Source organism: Paraburkholderia sp. TE9906, from assembly GCF_056279605.1.
In genome coordinates this window covers 725,128-742,965 of record NZ_JBWCCT010000002.1, presented here as the reverse complement: position 1 = coordinate 742,965, position 17,838 = coordinate 725,128, and the positions used below count along the sequence as shown (strand labels likewise).

The following is a 17,838-nucleotide window of genomic DNA, read 5'->3' as shown; positions in this document are numbered from 1 at the left end:
GCGCGATGCCGTGTCGTGTCGCTCCGCGCGGTGCCCTGCCGCGCTTGCCGCGCTTTGCATGTCACGCGCGGCCCTCAACCGTCAGCCTCGCCGGCTTTCCACCCAATCACGAGAAGCCCCGCACCGCGCCCGACCTTCGGCCGCCGATTTACTGATCGACGCCGATAATCACGCTCGACGCCTTGAAAATCGCGGTCGCCGCTTTACTGCTCGCGAGGCCGAGGCGCTCGACGCTCTCGTTGGTGATGATCGCCGCGATCTGCGCACCGCCCGCGCTGATCGTCACTTCGGAGTTCACTGCGCCCTTCGTCACCGCCGACACCGTGCCGGCGATGCAGTTGCGCGCCGACACCTGGTTCTTCGCGACGTCGACCATCACGATCACCGACGACGCCTTCACCAGCGCAACCGCCTTCTTGCCGGCTGCGAGGCCGAGCGACGTCGCACTGCCATGCGTGATGATCGCGACGATCTCCAGACCGTCCTGAGTGCGCAGCGTGACTTCGTCGTTCACGGCGCCGTGTTTGACTTCGGCCACTTCGCCGGCGAATTGATTGCGCGCGCTGGTTTGCATGTCGTGCTCCTTGCTTGATCAGAGCGCCTCGCACGAACGTTGCGAGGCGGGATTCAGGTATGAAACGGCTAATGGAATGCTTGCCGGCTGCGCCCGCCTGCTCATGACGTGGCGTCGCGCGCACTCGCGCTGAGCGTTCCGAATCAGTATCAGAACACAGAAGCGTCGAGCATGGGCATGCGTAACGCAGCGCCGGCTCAACACGGCGCAACACGGCACAACGCAATGCGCGTCGCGGACACCGTATCATCGTGTCCTTCGATCCTTCGTGCCGAACTCCATGTCCGTTGCCGTCCTGTCCCGCTTCGCCGCTTCATGGCCGAACGCGTGCCGCGCCGCCGCGCTGTGCGCCGCTCTCACGACGCTCGCCGCGTGCAGCACCCCGCCGCCGCGCGACGCGCACACACCGGTCGATACTGTCACGCTGTTTCCGCTAGCCGCTTACGACCAGAACGTCGATCACTGGCTCAAACCGGACAGCCCGGGCTACGACCAGCCGTTCTTCAGCGCGGCGGATCAGCAGGCGCATTTCAGGGCGCTCTACGCGCGCTACTTCGGCACCGGCGCGAACGCAGCGTCGCCGTGGAATTCGGTCTACGTGACGACGCGCGTGTATCGCCAGCAAGGCGCGGACATCGCCGCATTGCAGCAGCGCCGCATCGCCAAATTCGACAACACCGGCAGGAGCGGCGCGGCGCTCGGCTATGGCGAGAACTTCCGCCCGCACGACAAGGCATGGATCGATGCGATCGCGCGGAACATGGACGTCGGGCAGTTCACGCACGCGCCGGTCTATCAACCCGGGCGCCGCGCAATCGCCGCTACCAACCTGATGGTGCGCGAACTGCCGACCACCGATCCCTCGTTCTACGACCATCGTCTGGCCGGCGAAGGCTATCCGTTCGACAACCTGCAGATTTCGGCCACGCGGCCGGGCACGCCGTTGTATGTGCTGGGCAGCAGCGCCGACGGCGCGTGGCACTACGTGCAGACGCCCGACGTGCAGGGCTGGGTGCGTAGCGACGGCGTCGCGATGACCGACGACCGCTTCATCGACGCATGGCGCGCCGCGACCGGCAAATCGCTCGGCGCGGTGACGGTCGCATCGGCGCCCGTGCGCGACAGCGGCGGCGTGTTCCGCTTCGACGCGCCCGCAGGCACGATGTTGCCGCTTCTGCCGTCGTCGCCGGACTCGCTGGCGCACGACGGGCGGCAAACGTCCGCCGACGCAAGCATCAGCGAGACCGACAACCAGGCGGCCGGCATTACCCCGCTCCCCGCGATGCGCGAAGTATTCGTCCCGGTCCGCGATACCGATGGCCGCGCGCTCATCCGCACCGCTACGCTGAGCGAAGCGCAAATCGCGCCCATGCCGCTCGCCGCCACGCCGCGTCATCTGGCGATGCTGATGAAAACGCTGATCGGACGGCCGTATGGCTGGGGCAACAGCGGGCTCTATAACGACTGTTCGTCGGAACTGCAAAGCATCTTCGCCGCGTTCGGCGTATGGCTGCCGCGCCATTCGTCGACGCAGATGAGCGCGGGACGCATGATCGACCTGTCCGCCTCCGCCCCCGCGCAGCGGCTCGACTATCTCGCCCGGCACGGCGCGCCATTTCGCACGCTGATCTACATCGGCGGCCACGTGATGCTGTACATCGGCAACACGACGCGCGACGGCGTCACGGTGCCGGTCGTCTATCAGGACGTGTGGGGCTTACGGCCTGCCGACAACAGCCGGCGCGCGGTGATCGGCGGCTCGGTGATCCTGCCGCTCTTCGAGCACATCCCCGAGGATGGCACGCTGCAATCGCTGGCGGCCACGCGAACGTTCCAGATCAGCATTCTCGGCACGCCGGACGGGGTTTTGCCACCGCCGTCTTCCGCGCCGCCGGATGAAGACAATCCGGCCGGTTGAATGGGTTTTGGCGGGTGCTGGCGCGAATCGCGGCCCCACACCGAAAATATTTTTCCCGGAGTGTCGATTCAACTGCCCTGGACTCGTCGTAACGTTGAAGACCTGGCTCACGCAGCCAGTCTTTCACCTCGCGAACCTGTTACTTCAAGGAGTCACCGTCATGACCAGCGCCGCCGTCAAACCGATCCCCGACGGGATGCACTCGCTTACCCCGTATCTGATCTGCGCCAACGCCGCGGACGCCATCGCGTTCTACACGAAGGCCTTCAGCGCGGTCGAACAGTTCCGCCTGCCGGGACCGGGCGGCAAGGTGATGCACGCCTGCCTGAAGATCGGCGACTCCATGCTGATGCTGACCGACGAGTGGCCCGACCATCAGGCATTCGGCCCGAATACGCTGAAGGGCACGCCGGTCACGATTCACCACTACGTGCAGGACGTCGACGCCAGCTTCAAACAGGCCGTCGAGGCCGGCGCGACGGTCCTGATGCCGGTCGCCGACATGTTCTGGGGCGACCGCTACGGCCAGTTGCAGGACCCGTTCGGCCATCGCTGGTCGCTCGCCACGCACACACGCGATCTGAGCGCGGAAGAAATCCAGCAGGCCATGGCCACGATGAAATGCGACTGACGCGCCAGTCAAGCGCAAGCAGCGCAAGCCCGATCCGCCTGACAGAAGGAGAACCGTCATGCAAAAGATTGCGCCGTGCCTGTGGTTCGACGGCAATGCGGCAGAAGCGGCCCGCTTCTATACGTCCGTGTTTTCCGCTTCGCGCATCGCCACCACGATGCATTACACGGACGCCGGACCAGGCCCGGAGGGCGACGTGCTGGTCGTCACGTTCGAGATCAAAGGCCAGGAGTTCATGGCCTTGAACGGCGGCGCGCAATTTCCGTTCACCCCGGCCATTTCGCTATTCGTGCATTGCAGCTCGCAGGCGGAGATCGACCATTACTGGTCGAAGCTCCTCGACGGCGGCAAGCCGTGGCAATGCGGCTGGCTGCAGGACCGCTTCGGCGTGTCGTGGCAAATCGTGCCCGACGCGCTCGGCGACATGCTGCGCGACCCGGACACCGCGAAAGCAAGCCGCGTGATGAAAGCGATGATGCAAATGGTCAAGCTGGATGTCGCGCAACTGGAGCACGCGTATCGCGGCGCAGAGTAAGCGGTTCTCGCGCCGCCCGTCGGCCACGGCAAGCCGCTCACGCGGTGTCGCGGCCGGCGGGCAGCGCGTTTTGCGGCGCGACCAGCGCCGTCATCTTTGATAGCATCGGTGTCGACCCATAAACGACGGGACATCCACGGTGCGCGTCAATCATCAGGCTTTCTTCTGCTCGCTATTTGTCGCGCGTCTCGCCGATCAGATTCTGCTGTTTCTCGTCCCCCTCGTCGTGTTCCAGACAACACGCCAGGTCTCGTGGTCGGGCCTCGCGTTCTTCATCGAAACGCTGCCGCGTTACCTCGTGTTCCCTTTCTTCGGCGCGCTGTGCGATCGCGTTTCGCCGCTCAGGCTGATGCGCGTCAGTCAGACCGTGCGGGCGCTGACGTGCTTCGGCGGCGTGCTCGCGTACCTGCTGTTTGGCGGAATCGGCTGGCTGATCGCGCTCTCGGCGATCTGCGGCGTGTTGACGAGCCAGGGGCTGGTGGCACGCGAGGTGATGCTGCCGCAAATCTTCAGCACGCAGCAGTTTCAACGCGTGCTCGCCTACTCGCAACTCGCCGACCAGTTGGGCTTCGTCCTCGGTCCGATGCTGGCCGCGCTGCTGCTCGGCTGGTGGCGTTGGGAATGGGTGGTCGGCGCCACCGGCGTGCTATTCGTCGCCGCCGATGGCGCGCTGCTGCTGTGGCGGCGCACGAGCGGCTTCGAGCCCGGAAATCCGCTGCCCGCTCTCGCGGGCCACTGGACCCGGCCGCTGCGCATCGCGCTGCGCCATGTGCTGGTGCTGCCGGGTCTGAAGAAGCTCGTGCTGCTCGCAGCCGCCGAAAACCTCGTGATCGGCGTGACGCTCGCCACGTCGGCTGCGATGGTGACTGGCTATCACGCGCAATCGAACCACTACTATGCCGCGCTTCAAACAGCCGGCGCCGTCGCCACGGTGCTGATCCTGTTGACCATCGCGCGAACCGCATGGCCGGCCAAGGTGCTCGGCCGGGTCGCGTTCGTGGCGATCTGCGCGGGCGGCGTGATCGCCGGCGCAAGTGCCGCGCCTCGCGGTTACGCACTCGGCTTCCTGCTGATCGTCGGCTTCGACAAGATGTTCAACGTCTACATTCGCGGTGCGCGCCAGCGGATCATTCCGCCGGAGGACTACGGCAAGACGACCGGCGTCGTGATCCTGCTGAACAACCTGACACAACCGCTCGCCGGTCTGCTGGTCGGTCTGTTCTCGGCGCGCACGCAAACCGGACCGCTGATCGTCACGCTGTCGCTGGCGATGGGCGGCATCGGCGCGGCGGTGTCGCTCGGCTCCTCATTGCTGCGACGCAAGCGCGCGCTGGCGCTCGGTGAATGACGCGGCATGCCAATTAATGGCACGCGTAGCGACGCGTGGGCGGGGGCGGCGCGGTGAATTACCAGCTTTACACTGACTCGGCCCACACCAGCGCCTGGGGCGACGGCAACTCGGGCACGACGATGGCCATCTTCACAGGGGAGCGGCAACGCGGTGTCGATCAAGGTGTACGGACTCGTGCTGGCGAAGAGAACGCCGGTGCCCGGCAACTATAGCGACACGATTACCGCGACGATCAGTTGTTGAGTGGTGGTTCGAACCCGATTCGCGATGCGGACTGGATGCTGAGCGTGTCGGCATTCGCACACCGAAACTTTACCGGTTTGGCACGGCGATGCGCGTCGAGCGGCTCGCACGGCACGGGCGATATCCATGAGCGATGGGGTCGGCGCGCTCCGTTAGATTGATTGGTTCAACTCACCTGAGCGGTGGTTTGGGGTCCAGAAGTTATCAACAGAATCTGTTCAAAAATCTGTGCATAACTGCAAGGCAAAATCCGCAAGCCGTTGACGCAATTGCCATTTTCGTTGCGATGCCGAAGTTGAGCAGACTGCGCACCGTTGCGATGCCGATGATGGGCCGGTTGCGTTTCACGCACGCGCCGCTCGTGCGTCGTTCAAGTCTCGCCACCGCATCACTCACGCCTCAATCCCGCACCGCTCCCGACGCCACACCGCGCTCCCCCGCCTGCGCCACCGTCGCGTTGCGTGCCTCTTCGCGCCACTGCTGCCGCGAGCGCACCATTCTGCGCACGGCGAGCCGCGCCATCCTGACCCAGCCCGAAGGCCGCGGGTCGGCCAGCATGCTGAGCGCGCGCGCATAGTCGAGCGTGAGGCCGGGAGTCCACGCCATCGTCGCGGCGCGTTTGCGCAGTTGCGCGGCCACCCACAATTCCGGTGTCGTGATCACGCGCAGAAACGGCCGCCAGCCGCCGAGGTTGCCCCACACGCGCGCCGATGCGCCCTCGAGCGCGGCCTCCAGCGCGCGCGACACACTGCTCGAACAGTTGCGATGCGTCAGGTTGTAGGTCGTGTCCTGCCGATAGGTCTCCCAGAAGCGGCGCAAGCGGACCGGATCGTAATTGCGGATGCGTACCTGCACCGTCGACGGACACCACGCCTTCGATTCGGTCGGGTAGTCGGGCTGGAACACGCCGGGCACGTCGTTCTCGCGCGTGGCGCGCAACAGCCGCGTGAAATCGTCCGGTGAACGATCGATCTCCACGCCCGGGTACAGGCTGATGTAGATGCCCTCGGGCGATTCGAGCGCGGCATGCCCGGTCGATATCACGCCATTGCGGTCCACCGCCGCGATATAGCGGTCGACGATCGGCTGCCGCCGCGCCTCGCTTTTAGCGGATCCCACCGGAGTCCACACGTGCACGGTCAACGCGGCTTCGTCGGCGGCGGGCGGACCATCCCATTCGAGCGTGCCCGTCCGTCCGGGCGACGCCGCGCTGGCTGGCGCAGCGGGTGCGGCCGCTGCATGCGCGGCGGCATCGTCGGCGGCCACCGCCGGGTTCGACGCGAGACGCCGCACACGCGTGCTCAGCAGAATCAGGTTCCAGCCGCCGAACATCAGCCCGAGGCCGAGACAGTACGGCACGGTGCCCACGTAGTGCGTCGGGAACGGTTGGAAGAAGAAAATCGCCAACGCGATTTCGAGGCTGCCGCCGATGATCGCGAGCCGCCATGTGCGATAGCGGACCACCCTTGCGGAAACGATCTGCAGCAAGCCGTCGGCCAGAAAGAGCATGCCGAAGATCATCGACAGAATGAAATGGCCACGATGATGGCCGGCGAGAATCAGCGTCGCGGCAAAGCTGAACGCGAAGCCCTTCACGTAGCGCAACGTGCGTTGGCCGCCCATGCCGGTCCATGCGACGGCCAACGTGCAGAGTCCTTCGAGCAGCAGCAATACCGCGAACGGCGTGATCGGAAAATAGAGCGCGTTATCGAGCGCGTCGATGAATATCACCACCCCGAGCAGCACACTCAGCCAGCCGATGATCCGCAACGATCGCCAGCGGGTACGCAGATAATCGACGCCCAGCAGAATCATGACCAGACGAACCATCGCAAGCCCTCCCTGGCGGATGCACGAGTTCGATCGTCATCTTATACAGATTCGATGCGCACAACGGCGCGATGCGGCGGGCGCGCTCGCGCGGACGCAGAACAAAATCGAACGACGGCTTAAACGGATTCGTGCGATGGCTGCCAACGCGCCTTCGCCGACGACGCGCGCGCACCGCGCCTGCCGATGCTCAAGACGGCGTACGGTTGGTCGTGGGGAGTAGCGTGCAAGGATGCACGCTGGTCGAGATCGCAGCCGGACCGATTCGCGAGCTTGCCGCACACCGCCCCGCAGCGCGATGCCCTGAGCGTGAAGACCAGAATTCGACCACGCAGGATTCAGATATCGCGAATCCAGCATGGTCGATGCCGCCACCTCGATGCACAACACGCCGGTCCTTGCCGAACCAGCGCGCGGATCAGGCCGCCGCAGCCTGCGGGAGCGCGTCGCCCTGCTCACCGCCCAACGCGTCGAGCAGATCGGTCAGCATGCGGTCGAGTTCGGCTGTCATCAGCGTGACGTCGGAATCGAAACGCTCGTCGTCGTTCTGCGCGGTCGGGTCGCTCGCTTCCTTCAGCACGTCGAGCGGCGCGATGCGCTTGATCGTCAGCGAGGGCGTCAGCACGAACGACACGCGGTCGTTCCACGTCATCGCGAGGCGCATGCACTGCTTGCCCGCTTCGATATGACGGCGCATATCTTCGGTATCCAAAGTATGTCCGACGTAGCGCACGGTAGCGTTGCCTTCGGTGGGCGAGCGCAATTCGGTATCCTGGTCGAGCGTGAAGCCCGCCGGACCTTCCCCGGAGAGGAGCCAGCCGGTCATCGCCGCGACCGGCGACTGCGTGACGCGCACCGTGCCGAGCGGCAGCTGATCGATCGACTTCACCAGCAGGCCGCGTACTTCGTCGGCGACCGTTTGCGAAGCCGCGTCGATCACGAGCCAGCCGTTCTTGCAATCGATCCACACGCGCGTGTCGCGGCGAATGCTGAAGGCGCGCGGCAGCAGTTCGTCGGTGACCTGCTCCTTCAATTCGCGCATTTGCTTGCGGCCGGGTTTGAAACCCTGCTGTTCCTCGAGTTCGAGCGCGCGCGCCCTGGTCACCTGGGTGACGACCGACGCGGGCAGCAGTTTCTTTTCGGTGCGGAACACCAGCAGCATCTGGCCGTTGAGCGCGTACACCAGCGAATCGTTGTCGCGCGGCGACGCCCAGCCGTGGCTTTGCATCTCGACGCTATTGCCGGGCGCAAACGCGTGCGGCGCGAGCCACTTCTGCATCTGTTCGGGGGTGACGGACCACGGAGCGGGAAGACGGTGCAACTGAAGGTTTTTGAACCACATGGGCGAGGTCGTTTCCGGGCAAAGCGCGCCATTCTATATGACGAACGCGCCGGGGCGTTTGGGCGGACCCGTTTGATTTCGCCAAGATTTTCAAATTAAAAATGAAAATCCTTTAATTGCCAAGCCGATTATCAAACGTGGTCGTTAGCCGGAGAATCTGTTTCATCCACTTACACTTCTCTGGAGCACCCCATGTCCACCTCACCGGTATCGCGCCTCGTTCGTCACGTCATGCTGGCCGTCGGACTTGCCGGCGCGCTGAGCGCCTACGCCGCAAGCGACGCCGCCCTGCCCGCGCCGCACCACTTCGCCGTCGATGCCGCATCGGCGCAAACCAATGCCGTCGCGCTGGCCGCGCGCCGCTACGCCGCGTTCTGGAACACTGGCGACGAAACCTACGCGAAGCTCGCGCTGTCGCCTGCGTTCATCGACCGCACGTTGCCGGACGGCCGGCCGCAGGGGCCTCGCGGCCCGTTGCAGGCCTCGAAGGGATTCCGCGCGGCCGTGCCCGACCTGCATGCGGATATCGACGACCTCGTCGTGGCGGGCGACCGCGCGTCGGTCCATCTGCATTTCCATGGACACTTCACCGGGCAGTTCCAGAACCTGCAAGGCAGCGGCCAGACCGTCGACTTCCAGGCGTTCGATCTATACCGCGTGAAGGACGGCCGTATCGTCGAGAACGGGCACCTCGAAGACAATCTGACGCTGCTCAAACAGCTTGGCGCGATCAAGCCGTAATGGTTTTGCCGTATCCGTCTTCGAGCGCGTTTCGATCGCGGATCACCTAGACTTTTTGGTAGACACGGCAAAGACGGAGGCGGCCATGGCCGATGAAACCGCACCTTGGCAAATGGTGGAATACGAGGGCTTCGAGATTCACGTGGCGCTTCTGCCCAAGACCCCGCCCGACGAGACCAGGCCGTCAGCCGCGGCGGATAACCGCTACACGTATGTCGGCTATGTCTGTCATCCGGGCGCCGATCCGGCGATTCCCGGCCATGCCGTAGCGTTTCATGCTGACGGCGAGGAGAGCTTCGCCGGCAAGGACGACGCGCTCTATGAAGGGGTGCATGTGGGACGCAGCATCGTCGACGGCACGCATCCGGACCTGACGGTGCTGCCGCTGGTGACGGGCGGCGTGTGACGCGCGTGCGTGACGGGCGTGCACCGTCGTTGCGGGCCGACGCGTAGCCGGCGAGGTTCGGGCGCTCGCGTCTGAACGCCCGCTTGCGCACGACCAGACCCGTCAGCTGAACGCCCGCTTGATCCGCGACTTGAGCAGCGCGCGGCGCAGACGTCCGGTGCGCTCGGGCTCGCTCACCGCCGCGCCGCCCTCGACAGCCGTGCCGCGCCGCAGATAGTAGCGATCGAACGTGGCCTGCGTCATGCCCCACTTGTTCAGGAACTGACGACGCCCGTCGTTCTTGACGACCTTGCCGGTGCTCTTCTGCTGGAAGTGATACACGAGACTGTCGCCGACGCCGAGGAACACGCGGCAGCCGGCGTCCCACAATTTCATCGAAAAGTCGTTGTCGCTGCTCATGCCGGGACTCAATTCGCTGCTATAGCCGCCCACCTTGTGCCACCAGTCGCGATGCACGAGTGTCGGCGGCCATGTCGCGCCGCGCCAGTCGGCGCGCGCCATGCCGGGCGCGGCGGCAACCAGTTCGTCGGCGCGGAAAGACTCCACGTCGCGGCCGAAGTTGCGCACCACCACGCACGGATTGCCGGAATCGACCGGCTCGACCATCGTGCCGGACAGCATGAACAGGTTGTCGGCGGGCATCTGCGCGAGGCGTTTGACGAGCGCGTCGTCCCAGCCGGGGCAGCAGTACATGTCGTCGTTCATGTAGACGATGTAATCGCGCGTCGCGCGCGCCGCGGCGATATTGACCGCGTGGCAGATGCCGATGTTGCCGGGCGACGCGGTATGTTCGATGCCTTCGTCGCGCACCCAGGCAAGCGTGCCGTCCGAGCCGTCATTGACGTGCACGATGATCTGATGCGCGTGCGTCGAATGACGCCGCAGGCTCTCGATCACGAGGCGCAGGTAAGGCAGGTTGTTCCAGGTCGGGATGATGATTGAGAACATCGATTCGGTCCGTTGAGCTGGCTGCGGGCACGGCATGCGCCGCGCGCCGGCCATGAGTTTCGCGGGATTGTACCGCCGCAGCCCGTGCGTACGGCAAATACCGGGGCGCCGGCCGCCAGGGCCGCGGCCAATGGCGGGTCGCCTGCGCCGAGCGCGAAGCGCTGCGCGCAAGGTCACGCGGACCGCCGCGCCGGGCACCGCAAACGCTGCGCCGCCTTGCGTTCGCGCCCTTTGCCGGCCGATTCGCCGCGCCGTGCCGTGGCGCCGTCTTCCCGCACCTTTCCGCGTGCGACAGCAAGCATTTTGCAAGGAGGGGCGCGGTTATAATCCCGTTCGCTCTACCGTCTTGAAAAAACTTCTCTCAATGGTCCGGCTCCCCCAGCAACTCCACCACCGGAACGGTAGTGTTCATACAAATCGTTGCCCTATGATTTTTGCTTCCAGTCTGGTCTGGCTCTGTACAGCCCTGCTGTTTCTCGCGCCCGCAGTCAATCTGATGTGGCGCGGCGGCACCGGCTATTGCTTTTTCGCAATTCTCGCGCTGGCGCTCGGCGCCGCCGTCGTCAACCGGCGCATGCCGGGCTATTTTTCGGCGCTGCGCACCTACCGCTGGTTCACCATCGGCATGCTGGCGCTGGTCGTCGCGATCGGCGCGCAGCAATTGCTGTTCGGCTACTGGCTGCCCCGGCAGTTCGACGCGCTGTCGCGCTTCGTGCTCGCGCTGCCGATCTTCCTGCTGCTGCGGCAATTGCCATCGCGCAATCTGCGCATGATCGGCTGGGGCTGCGCGGCCGGCGCGCTGGCGGTCGGCCTCTGGGCGATCGTCGATCAGCCCCCTGGCGGCTGGACCGATGCGAATCGTCTGAATAATTCCTACACCAACGCGATTCCGTTCGGCGATACCGCACTGCTGCTCGCTTTCCTGTCGGTCTTCACGCTCGGCTGGGACAAGCCCCGCGACTGGCGCTTGCTGGTGCCGCGTGTGCTGGCGCTGGTGGCGGGCGGCTATGCGTCGTATCTGTCGGGCACGCGTGGCGGCTGGCTGGCCGTGCCGGTGTTCGTGGTGCTGCTCGGTATGCAGTACCAGTGGTTTGCGCACAAGAAGCGTCTGCTGATCGCGACGCTGGCGATCGTGCTCGTGGCCGGCACGCTGCTGTCGACCGAGCGCATCCAGAAGCGCCTGAGCGAAGTGTCGACCGACGTCTCGATGATGCACAAGGGCGAGGATTACACCTCGGTGGGTCTGCGCCTGCAGTTGTGGAACGCGTCGCGGCTGATTTTCATGCACCACCCGGTGTACGGCGTCGGCAAGGGACATCTGGCCGAGGAGCTGGGCGTGATGGCCAGGCGTGGTGAAGTGAAGGCCGAGATCGTCAACGAGCGCGCCCATAGCGACTTTTTCTCGGCGCTCGCCGAGATGGGTGCGATCGGCGTGGCGGGCCTGCTGCTGTTCTACTATGGGATCTCGGTGTATTTCTGGCGGCACCGGCATTCGACCGACCCGGCGATCCGCGCGGCCTCTTACGCGGGCCTCGCGGTCGCCACCAGCACCGTGATCTTCGGGCTGACCATCGACGTGCTCGTGCCGATCATGGTCACGGTGCTGCTCGCGTTGCTGGTCGCCACGCTGCTCGCGGTGGTCGATGCAAGGAAGCGCGAACTGCAGAGCGCGCCGGCTTTACACGCGGCTCGCCGCGCTGGCGGCGTCAAGGTTTGAGGTCGGGCGGAGTTCGGCGAGCGGGCGCCCGGGGGATCGGGCCGGTTTGCTCCCCGCTCTGCGCCGATTCGGCGTGCTCCCGCGCCGGTCCGAGGCCCGAGCCGCCCATCAGCCGATCAGTTCACCGCGTGAACAGCTCATAAAGCGCGGCAACATGCGCATCGACGCTCGGGTCGTACACCAGATTCTCGAGCGGCCGTGCGATCCGCGCGCCGCCGCCGCGCACCCGCTCCACCGCCTGCCCGATCGCCCGCTCGAAACTCCCCGCCGACTGCCGCGAGAACTCGATCTTCGCCGCGCCGGTGACGGTCTCCGCCGAGCCGACGTTGTCCGCGATCACGAGCGGCGTGCCGCACATCACGGACTCGACGCCCACGAGGCCGAACGGCTCGTACGCCGATGCGACGACCGTGAAGTCGGCGGCCGCGAACAGCTTCTCGATCTCCTTGCTGTAGCCGACGTAGCGAATCGTCTCACTGGTCTTCGGCACCGGCCGGCCGGCGACGACGAGGCACACCGGCAGCGTGGTCCGCGCAAAAAACGCCTCCAGCAGCGGATAGCCTTTGCGCTCGTGACTGGTCGACGAGAACACGAAGATCACGCGGTCTTCGGGCAAGTCGAGCTGGCGGCGCACCGTCGCGCGGGCTTCGTCGGTGAGCGGCTGGAAGCGCGCAGTGTCGACCGGCGGATAGATGACGTCGATGCGCTCCGCCGGCACGCCGTAAAAGCGCTGCAACTCGCGGCTCATCAGTTGCGAATGCGCAATGATCGAACGCGCGTGCGTGTAGACGCGCCGCTCCATGTCGATCTGCCACTCGTCGCTGCGGCGCGCGCTGCGCCCGGCGGCTTCGAGCGAGCCCGGATGCGTGCCGCCGCACAGCGCGACGTCGGCCTGGGTGGAGTGATTGATCGAAAACACGCAAGCGGGGCGGTGCCGTTTGAGCCGCTGCTTCAGCCGCCAGTCGAACGCGAGGTTGCGCAGCTTGCGCGGCGCCCAGCGCACGTTCAGCGGCTGTGCGTCGATCCATGCCGCTTCGGGCAGGCTTCGGTCGATTTCGCGGGCGAACAGCGTAGGCCGCAAGCCCATCCGATGCAGGCCGGCGATCACGTCGCGCGTATAGCGTTCGGCGCCGCCGCTGTTTTTCAGCGCCTGGGTGGTCAGCGCAATGTCGGTGAGTGGGCGGCGGGTCGGGTCGGACAAGGATCGGATCTCGGTGAAGGGCGCACGCAGCGCACATACGGTGTTACTCGGGCATGGACACGCGGCGCCGCGCGGGCCGCCTGGTCGAAAGCAGCGGCAATTGTAAAGGATGCCTGCCGCGGCGCTCGAATCGAAGCCGCAATCCCGCAGCCGCGTCTGCACCGATTAAAATCTAGCCCAATCGCAACCGCTCCGACTCCATGACCGATAGCCTGCCGCCTCATCCGTCGCCCGCAGCGCCCTGCGCCGCGCCGGGCACCGAACGCCCGCTGGTCACGATGCTGCTGATCGCTTACAACCAGGCTGAACAGATCGGCGATGCCGTGCGCAGCGCGCTCGCGCAGACCTATCAGCCGCTCGAAATCATCATCTCCGACGACGCGTCCAGCGACGCGACCTTCGCCGCGATCGAAGCGGCGCTCGCCGGCTACGACGGTCCGCATCGGGTGATCACGCGGCGCAACGCGGCCAACCAGGGGATCAGCGCGCACCTGTCGCAAATCGCGCAACTGGCCCAGGGAGAGCTGCTGTTCGTCGCCGCAGGCGACGACATGTCGGCGTCGACCCGCTGCGAGCGCGTGGTCGACTTCTGGCTCGCGCACGGGCGCCGCGCCGATCTGATTGCTACCGACCTCGCCGACATGGATGAAGCAGGCCACGTTCACGAGCGGCTGAGCCCCACCGAACTCGACAGCTATCGCAGTTTCGACGACTGGCTGGCGGGCCGTCCCTGGCTGATCGGCGCGGCGCACACGTGGTCGCGGCGGCTGTTCGAGCGCTTCGGGCCGATGCTGGCGGGCGCTGCGGCCGAAGATCAGATCATGGTGCTGCGCGCGATCCTGTCGGGCGGCGCCATGAGCCTGCGCGAGCCGCTGGTGCGCTACCGGCGCGGTGGGTTGTCGCGCAAACGCCGCTATGGTTCGGTGGACGAGCTGATCGCGCGGATGCGCCAGAGCAATCGTTACGGACTGGCGGAACTGGCGCAGTTGCAGCGCGACGCAGAGGTGGCGGGTGTGGGCGAACGCATGCGTGCGGCCATGGCGCCCAAGCTCGCGCGTGAACGGTTCATCCACGCGATGTTCGAAGCAGGCAGTCCCGGCGAGCGTATCGGCTTGCTGATGCGCAGTGCCGGCGTGAAGCTCGGGCTGCGCATTCGGATGTTTCTGTACGCTAGCTGTCCGGCGGTGTACGCGCCGGGCATCTGGCTCAAGCGCGTGGTGCGTAAAAACCGTCGCTGAGTTCGCGCGTTGCAATGGCGGTGCGCCGCGCGGCGCGCTGGCAACGAGACATGGCTAACCCGCCGCCGTCAGCGGCATTCAGGCGGCCCGGGTGCCAGCCGCCACACCCTGCTGACAGCGCCACGAGCCGGACGATGCCGGACGGAATGTGGAAAGTGCTTCCCCGCTCAACGGGGCAATGAAGACGCGACGCTCAGCCACCAGACCGGGCGTCGCTCGAACCGGCCTGATCAGGCCGCGTTCTGCTGGAACTGGATGCGGTGCAAATGCGCATACAGCCCATCCTGCTTCAGCAATTCACGATGGCTGCCACGCTCGACGATGCGCCCCGCTTCCATCACGAGAATCCGGTCGGCGCGTTCGATCGTCGACAGGCGGTGCGCGATGACCAGCGTCGTGCGGCCCTTCATCAAGGTTTCCAGCGCGGACTGCACGTGGCGCTCGGATTCGGAATCGAGCGCGGAAGTGGCTTCGTCGAGAATCAGGATCGGCGCGTCCTTGTAGATCGCGCGCGCAATCGCCAGACGCTGCCGCTGGCCGCCCGAGAGCATCATGCCGTTGTCGCCGACCAGGGTCTCGATGCCGTTCGGCATCGCCTCGACGGTGTCCCACAGGTTGGCCGCGCGCAGCGCCGCCTTGACCTTCTCGGCATCGGCCGTCTGGCCGTACGCGACGTTGTTGGCGACCGTGTCGTTGAACAGCACCACGTCCTGGCTGACCATCGCGACCTGGCTGCGCAGCGCGTGCAGGTCGTATTCCGGCAGCGGCACGCCGTCGACCAGAATCTGGCCGCCGGTCGGATCGAAAAAGCGCGGCAGCAGATTCACGAGCGTGGTCTTGCCGCTGCCCGACGGACCCGCCAGCGCGACCATTTCCCCCGGCGCCACCTTGAACGACACCTGATCGAGCGTGTGGCGGTTATGCGTGGCGCTCGTGCCGTTGGTGCTGTAATTGAACGACACGTCGCGGAACTCCACCTCGCCGCGCGCGCGCTCGAGCGGCTTGCCGCCGCCTTCCGGCTCAGAGGGCTCGTCGATCAGACCGAAGATCAACTCGCAGGCCGTCATGCCGCGCTGCAGCGGCTGGTTCACGTCCATCAGATGCTTGAGCGGCGAAATGATCAGCAGCATCGACGTGACGAACGCGACGAAGCCGCCCACGGTGGTCTGGTCCGACGACGACTGCACCACCGCGATCGTAATCACGACGGCGAGCGCAATCGACGCGAGGAACTGCGTCAACGGCTGCGCGAGACCGCCGGACACCGTCATGCGCATCGCGTAGCCGCGCAGGCGCTTGCTCATCGCCGTGAAGCGGTCGATCTCGTACTGCTCGCCGTTATGCACCTTGACGACCTTGTAGCCGCCCACCGTCTCCTCGACGATGTACGACAGCTCGTTGGTCAGCAGCTGATGTTCGCGGTTCAGGCGCCGCAGACGGCGATTGATCTTGCCGACCAGCCAGCCGATCCCCGGCAGCAGCACCGCGACGATCAGCGTCAAACGCCAGTTCAGATAGAACAGATAGCCGAGCAGGAAGATCACCGTCAGCGAGTCGCGCACGAGCGTCACCATCACGCTGAGCAGCACGTTGAGAATCTGGTTCACCTCGAACACGATCGCGTTGATCACCGTGCTCGCGGTCTCACGCTGGAAAAACGCGACGCTCGTGTGGATCATGCGGTTGAACATCTTCAGGCGCAGGTCGAGCAGGATCTTGTTCGACACGTACGCGAGCAGATAGCCGGAGGCGTATTGCGACACGCCGCGAACCAGTGCGAGGCCGATCACCGCGCCCGGCACGAACCACTTGGCGTTGTCGCTCGCGTGCGCGCCGAAGCCCTTGTCCAGCAGCGGTTTGAGCAAGGCGGGGATGGCGGCGTCGGTGCCGGCGCTGACGGCCATCGCGACGATCGCGCCGACCACCACCCACAGCAGCGGCTTGATATACGGCCACAGGCGCCGGAAAACGACGGCCGGCGACGACGCCTCACCTGAACCGATGGGTTTGCTTAACGTTGGCTTCGCGCTCAAGGAATCCTCTGTGAATGCGGGACAGCAACCGCGCGGCGCGCCGGATGGGCGCTGCGGGGAATATCGAAAAAGAGCATTGTAATCGGTTGGGGGTGGAGGCCGGGACGGAGTGGGTGGCGTTGGGGGGTGTGGTCACCGCACGCGAGAACCCGCAAAGCCAGGCGCGCGACGGCCGACGCTCCACGCGCTGCGCCTGGCGCTTTAGCGTGGGGCCGGATGAGCGAGGCTGTGTATACTCGCGAGACTCGTTTGCACGTCTAGCCTCCACCATCCCGCGTTCCTCGCCACTCGAACCCAGCCTACGCAACTCAGGTATGCAAGAAACCACCCTCGGCGTCGCCATCATCACCCGAAACGCGGCGGCGCGGCTGGCCGAATGCCTGCAAGCCGTGGCCTTTGCCGATCAGATCGTCGTGATCGACGGCGGCAGCACCGACGGCACCGCCGACATCGCCCGCGCGCACGGCGCCCGCGTGATCGAACAAACCGACTGGCCCGGCTTCGGCCCGCAAAAGAACCGCGCGGTCGACGCGCTCAGCACAAGCTGGATTCTATCGATCGACGCCGACGAAATCGTCTCGCCGGAACTGGCCGTGGCAATGCGCGCGGCGCTCATCGCCCCCACCGCCGACGTCTACGCGGTGGACCGGCTGTCGAGTTTTTGCGGCCACTGGATTCATCACAGCGGCTGGTACCCGGACTGGATTCCGCGTCTGTTCAAACGCGGCGCCGCGCGTTTCTCCGACGACCTCGTGCACGAGCGCCTCGTGTTCGACACCCCCGCGCAGCGTCTGACCGGCAAGCTGATGCACTACTCGTACGAGGACTTCGAAGGCGTGCTGCGCAAGCTCGATGCGTATTCGACGGCGGGCGCGCAGCAACGTCACGCGGCGGGTCAGCGCGGCAGCTTCGGCAAGGCGCTTGGGCGCGGCGCGTGGGCGTTCGTGCGGACCTATCTGCTGCGGCGCGGTTTTCTGGATGGCCGCGCCGGCTTCATGATTGCTGTGTTCAACGCGGAAACGGTGTACTACCGGTTTTTGAAGCTGGCGCGTTTGGGCGAAGCGGCGCGGCGCGGCAGGGGGTGAAGCTAAGGCGGCGTGGAGTGACGGCGCTCAACGCGGGCCGAAATT

The 17,838-nt window shown here is 65.7% G+C and carries 15 protein-coding genes and 1 pseudogene; 10 read left to right on the top strand and 6 right to left on the bottom strand.

Annotated elements, in window-relative coordinates:
- Positions 1–148 precede the first annotated feature (148 nt).
- A complete protein-coding gene (locus ACZ9H4_RS07175; protein ID WP_476118583.1) occupies positions 149–574 on the bottom strand; it encodes a TOBE domain-containing protein in 426 nt (141 codons plus the stop codon).
- 280 nt (positions 575–854) lie between these two features.
- Between ACZ9H4_RS07175 and ACZ9H4_RS07170 the strand changes: the two genes are divergently transcribed.
- The 5 genes and pseudogenes from ACZ9H4_RS07170 to ACZ9H4_RS07150 form a co-directional block, all read left to right on the top strand.
- A complete protein-coding gene (locus tag ACZ9H4_RS07170) occupies positions 855–2,492 on the top strand; it encodes an SH3 domain-containing protein (RefSeq protein ID WP_476118582.1) in 1,638 nt (545 codons plus the stop codon).
- Between the two features lie 160 nt (positions 2,493–2,652).
- Positions 2,653–3,123: a VOC family protein gene (locus ACZ9H4_RS07165; protein ID WP_408141714.1), complete on the top strand. Its 471-nt coding sequence runs from the start codon at positions 2,653–2,655 to the stop codon at positions 3,121–3,123.
- 58 nt (positions 3,124–3,181) lie between these two features.
- The gene (locus ACZ9H4_RS07160; protein ID WP_476118580.1) at positions 3,182–3,658 is read left to right on the top strand and encodes a VOC family protein; all 477 of its coding nucleotides are present in this window, start codon (positions 3,182–3,184) and stop codon (positions 3,656–3,658) included.
- A gap of 139 nt (positions 3,659–3,797) precedes the next feature.
- Complete coding sequence (locus ACZ9H4_RS07155) at positions 3,798–5,006, top strand: MFS transporter (protein ID WP_408141712.1); 1,209 nt, start codon at positions 3,798–3,800, stop codon at positions 5,004–5,006.
- Between the two features lie 29 nt (positions 5,007–5,035).
- Positions 5,036–5,252: pseudogene (locus tag ACZ9H4_RS07150) on the top strand (spore coat protein U domain-containing protein); the annotation flags it as partial.
- Between the two features lie 399 nt (positions 5,253–5,651).
- On the opposite strand, the gene ACZ9H4_RS07145 reads toward ACZ9H4_RS07150, so the two are convergent.
- Positions 5,652–7,082, bottom strand: a complete 1,431-nt coding sequence (locus ACZ9H4_RS07145; protein ID WP_476118579.1) for an HdeD family acid-resistance protein — start codon at positions 7,080–7,082, stop codon at positions 5,652–5,654.
- A 418-nt stretch (positions 7,083–7,500) separates the two neighbouring features.
- Complete coding sequence (locus ACZ9H4_RS07140) at positions 7,501–8,424, bottom strand: recombination-associated protein RdgC (protein WP_408141710.1); 924 nt, start codon at positions 8,422–8,424, stop codon at positions 7,501–7,503.
- Positions 8,425–8,616: 192 nt separating this feature from the next.
- Here ACZ9H4_RS07140 and ACZ9H4_RS07135 point away from each other — a divergent pair, with 192 nt between their 5' ends.
- Positions 8,617–9,165 (top strand): ester cyclase, encoded by a 549-nt coding sequence (locus ACZ9H4_RS07135; protein WP_476118578.1) that lies wholly within the window; start codon positions 8,617–8,619, stop codon positions 9,163–9,165.
- Positions 9,166–9,250: 85 nt separating this feature from the next.
- Entirely contained in the window at positions 9,251–9,571 is a 321-nt protein-coding gene (locus ACZ9H4_RS07130) for a hypothetical protein (protein ID WP_408153910.1), read from the top strand.
- A 102-nt stretch (positions 9,572–9,673) separates the two neighbouring features.
- Here the strand turns inward: ACZ9H4_RS07130 and ACZ9H4_RS07125 are convergent, their stop codons facing one another.
- Entirely contained in the window at positions 9,674–10,519 is an 846-nt protein-coding gene (locus ACZ9H4_RS07125) for a glycosyltransferase family 2 protein (protein ID WP_476118577.1), read from the bottom strand.
- Between the two features lie 427 nt (positions 10,520–10,946).
- Here ACZ9H4_RS07125 and ACZ9H4_RS07120 point away from each other — a divergent pair, with 427 nt between their 5' ends.
- A complete protein-coding gene (locus ACZ9H4_RS07120; protein ID WP_476118576.1) occupies positions 10,947–12,236 on the top strand; it encodes an O-antigen ligase family protein in 1,290 nt (429 codons plus the stop codon).
- A gap of 121 nt (positions 12,237–12,357) precedes the next feature.
- On the opposite strand, the gene ACZ9H4_RS07115 is transcribed toward ACZ9H4_RS07120, so the two are convergent.
- Positions 12,358–13,437 (bottom strand): glycosyltransferase family 4 protein, encoded by a 1,080-nt coding sequence (locus tag ACZ9H4_RS07115; RefSeq protein ID WP_408153906.1) that lies wholly within the window; start codon positions 13,435–13,437, stop codon positions 12,358–12,360.
- A gap of 200 nt (positions 13,438–13,637) precedes the next feature.
- On the opposite strand from ACZ9H4_RS07115, the gene ACZ9H4_RS07110 reads away from it, so the two are divergent.
- Positions 13,638–14,675: a glycosyltransferase family 2 protein gene (locus tag ACZ9H4_RS07110; RefSeq protein ID WP_408141704.1), complete on the top strand. Its 1,038-nt coding sequence runs from the start codon at positions 13,638–13,640 to the stop codon at positions 14,673–14,675.
- Positions 14,676–14,905: 230 nt separating this feature from the next.
- On the opposite strand, the gene msbA is transcribed toward ACZ9H4_RS07110, so the two are convergent.
- Positions 14,906–16,708 carry a lipid A export permease/ATP-binding protein MsbA gene (gene msbA / locus ACZ9H4_RS07105; RefSeq protein ID WP_408141703.1) on the bottom strand — a complete coding sequence of 601 codons (1,803 nt, stop codon included), beginning with the start codon at positions 16,706–16,708 and terminating at the stop codon, positions 14,906–14,908.
- A 314-nt stretch (positions 16,709–17,022) separates the two neighbouring features.
- On the opposite strand from msbA, the gene ACZ9H4_RS07100 reads away from it, so the two are divergent.
- Positions 17,023–17,793 carry a glycosyltransferase family 2 protein gene (locus tag ACZ9H4_RS07100; RefSeq protein ID WP_408141702.1) on the top strand — a complete coding sequence of 257 codons (771 nt, stop codon included), beginning with the start codon at positions 17,023–17,025 and terminating at the stop codon, positions 17,791–17,793.
- Positions 17,794–17,838: the final 45 nt, after the last annotated feature.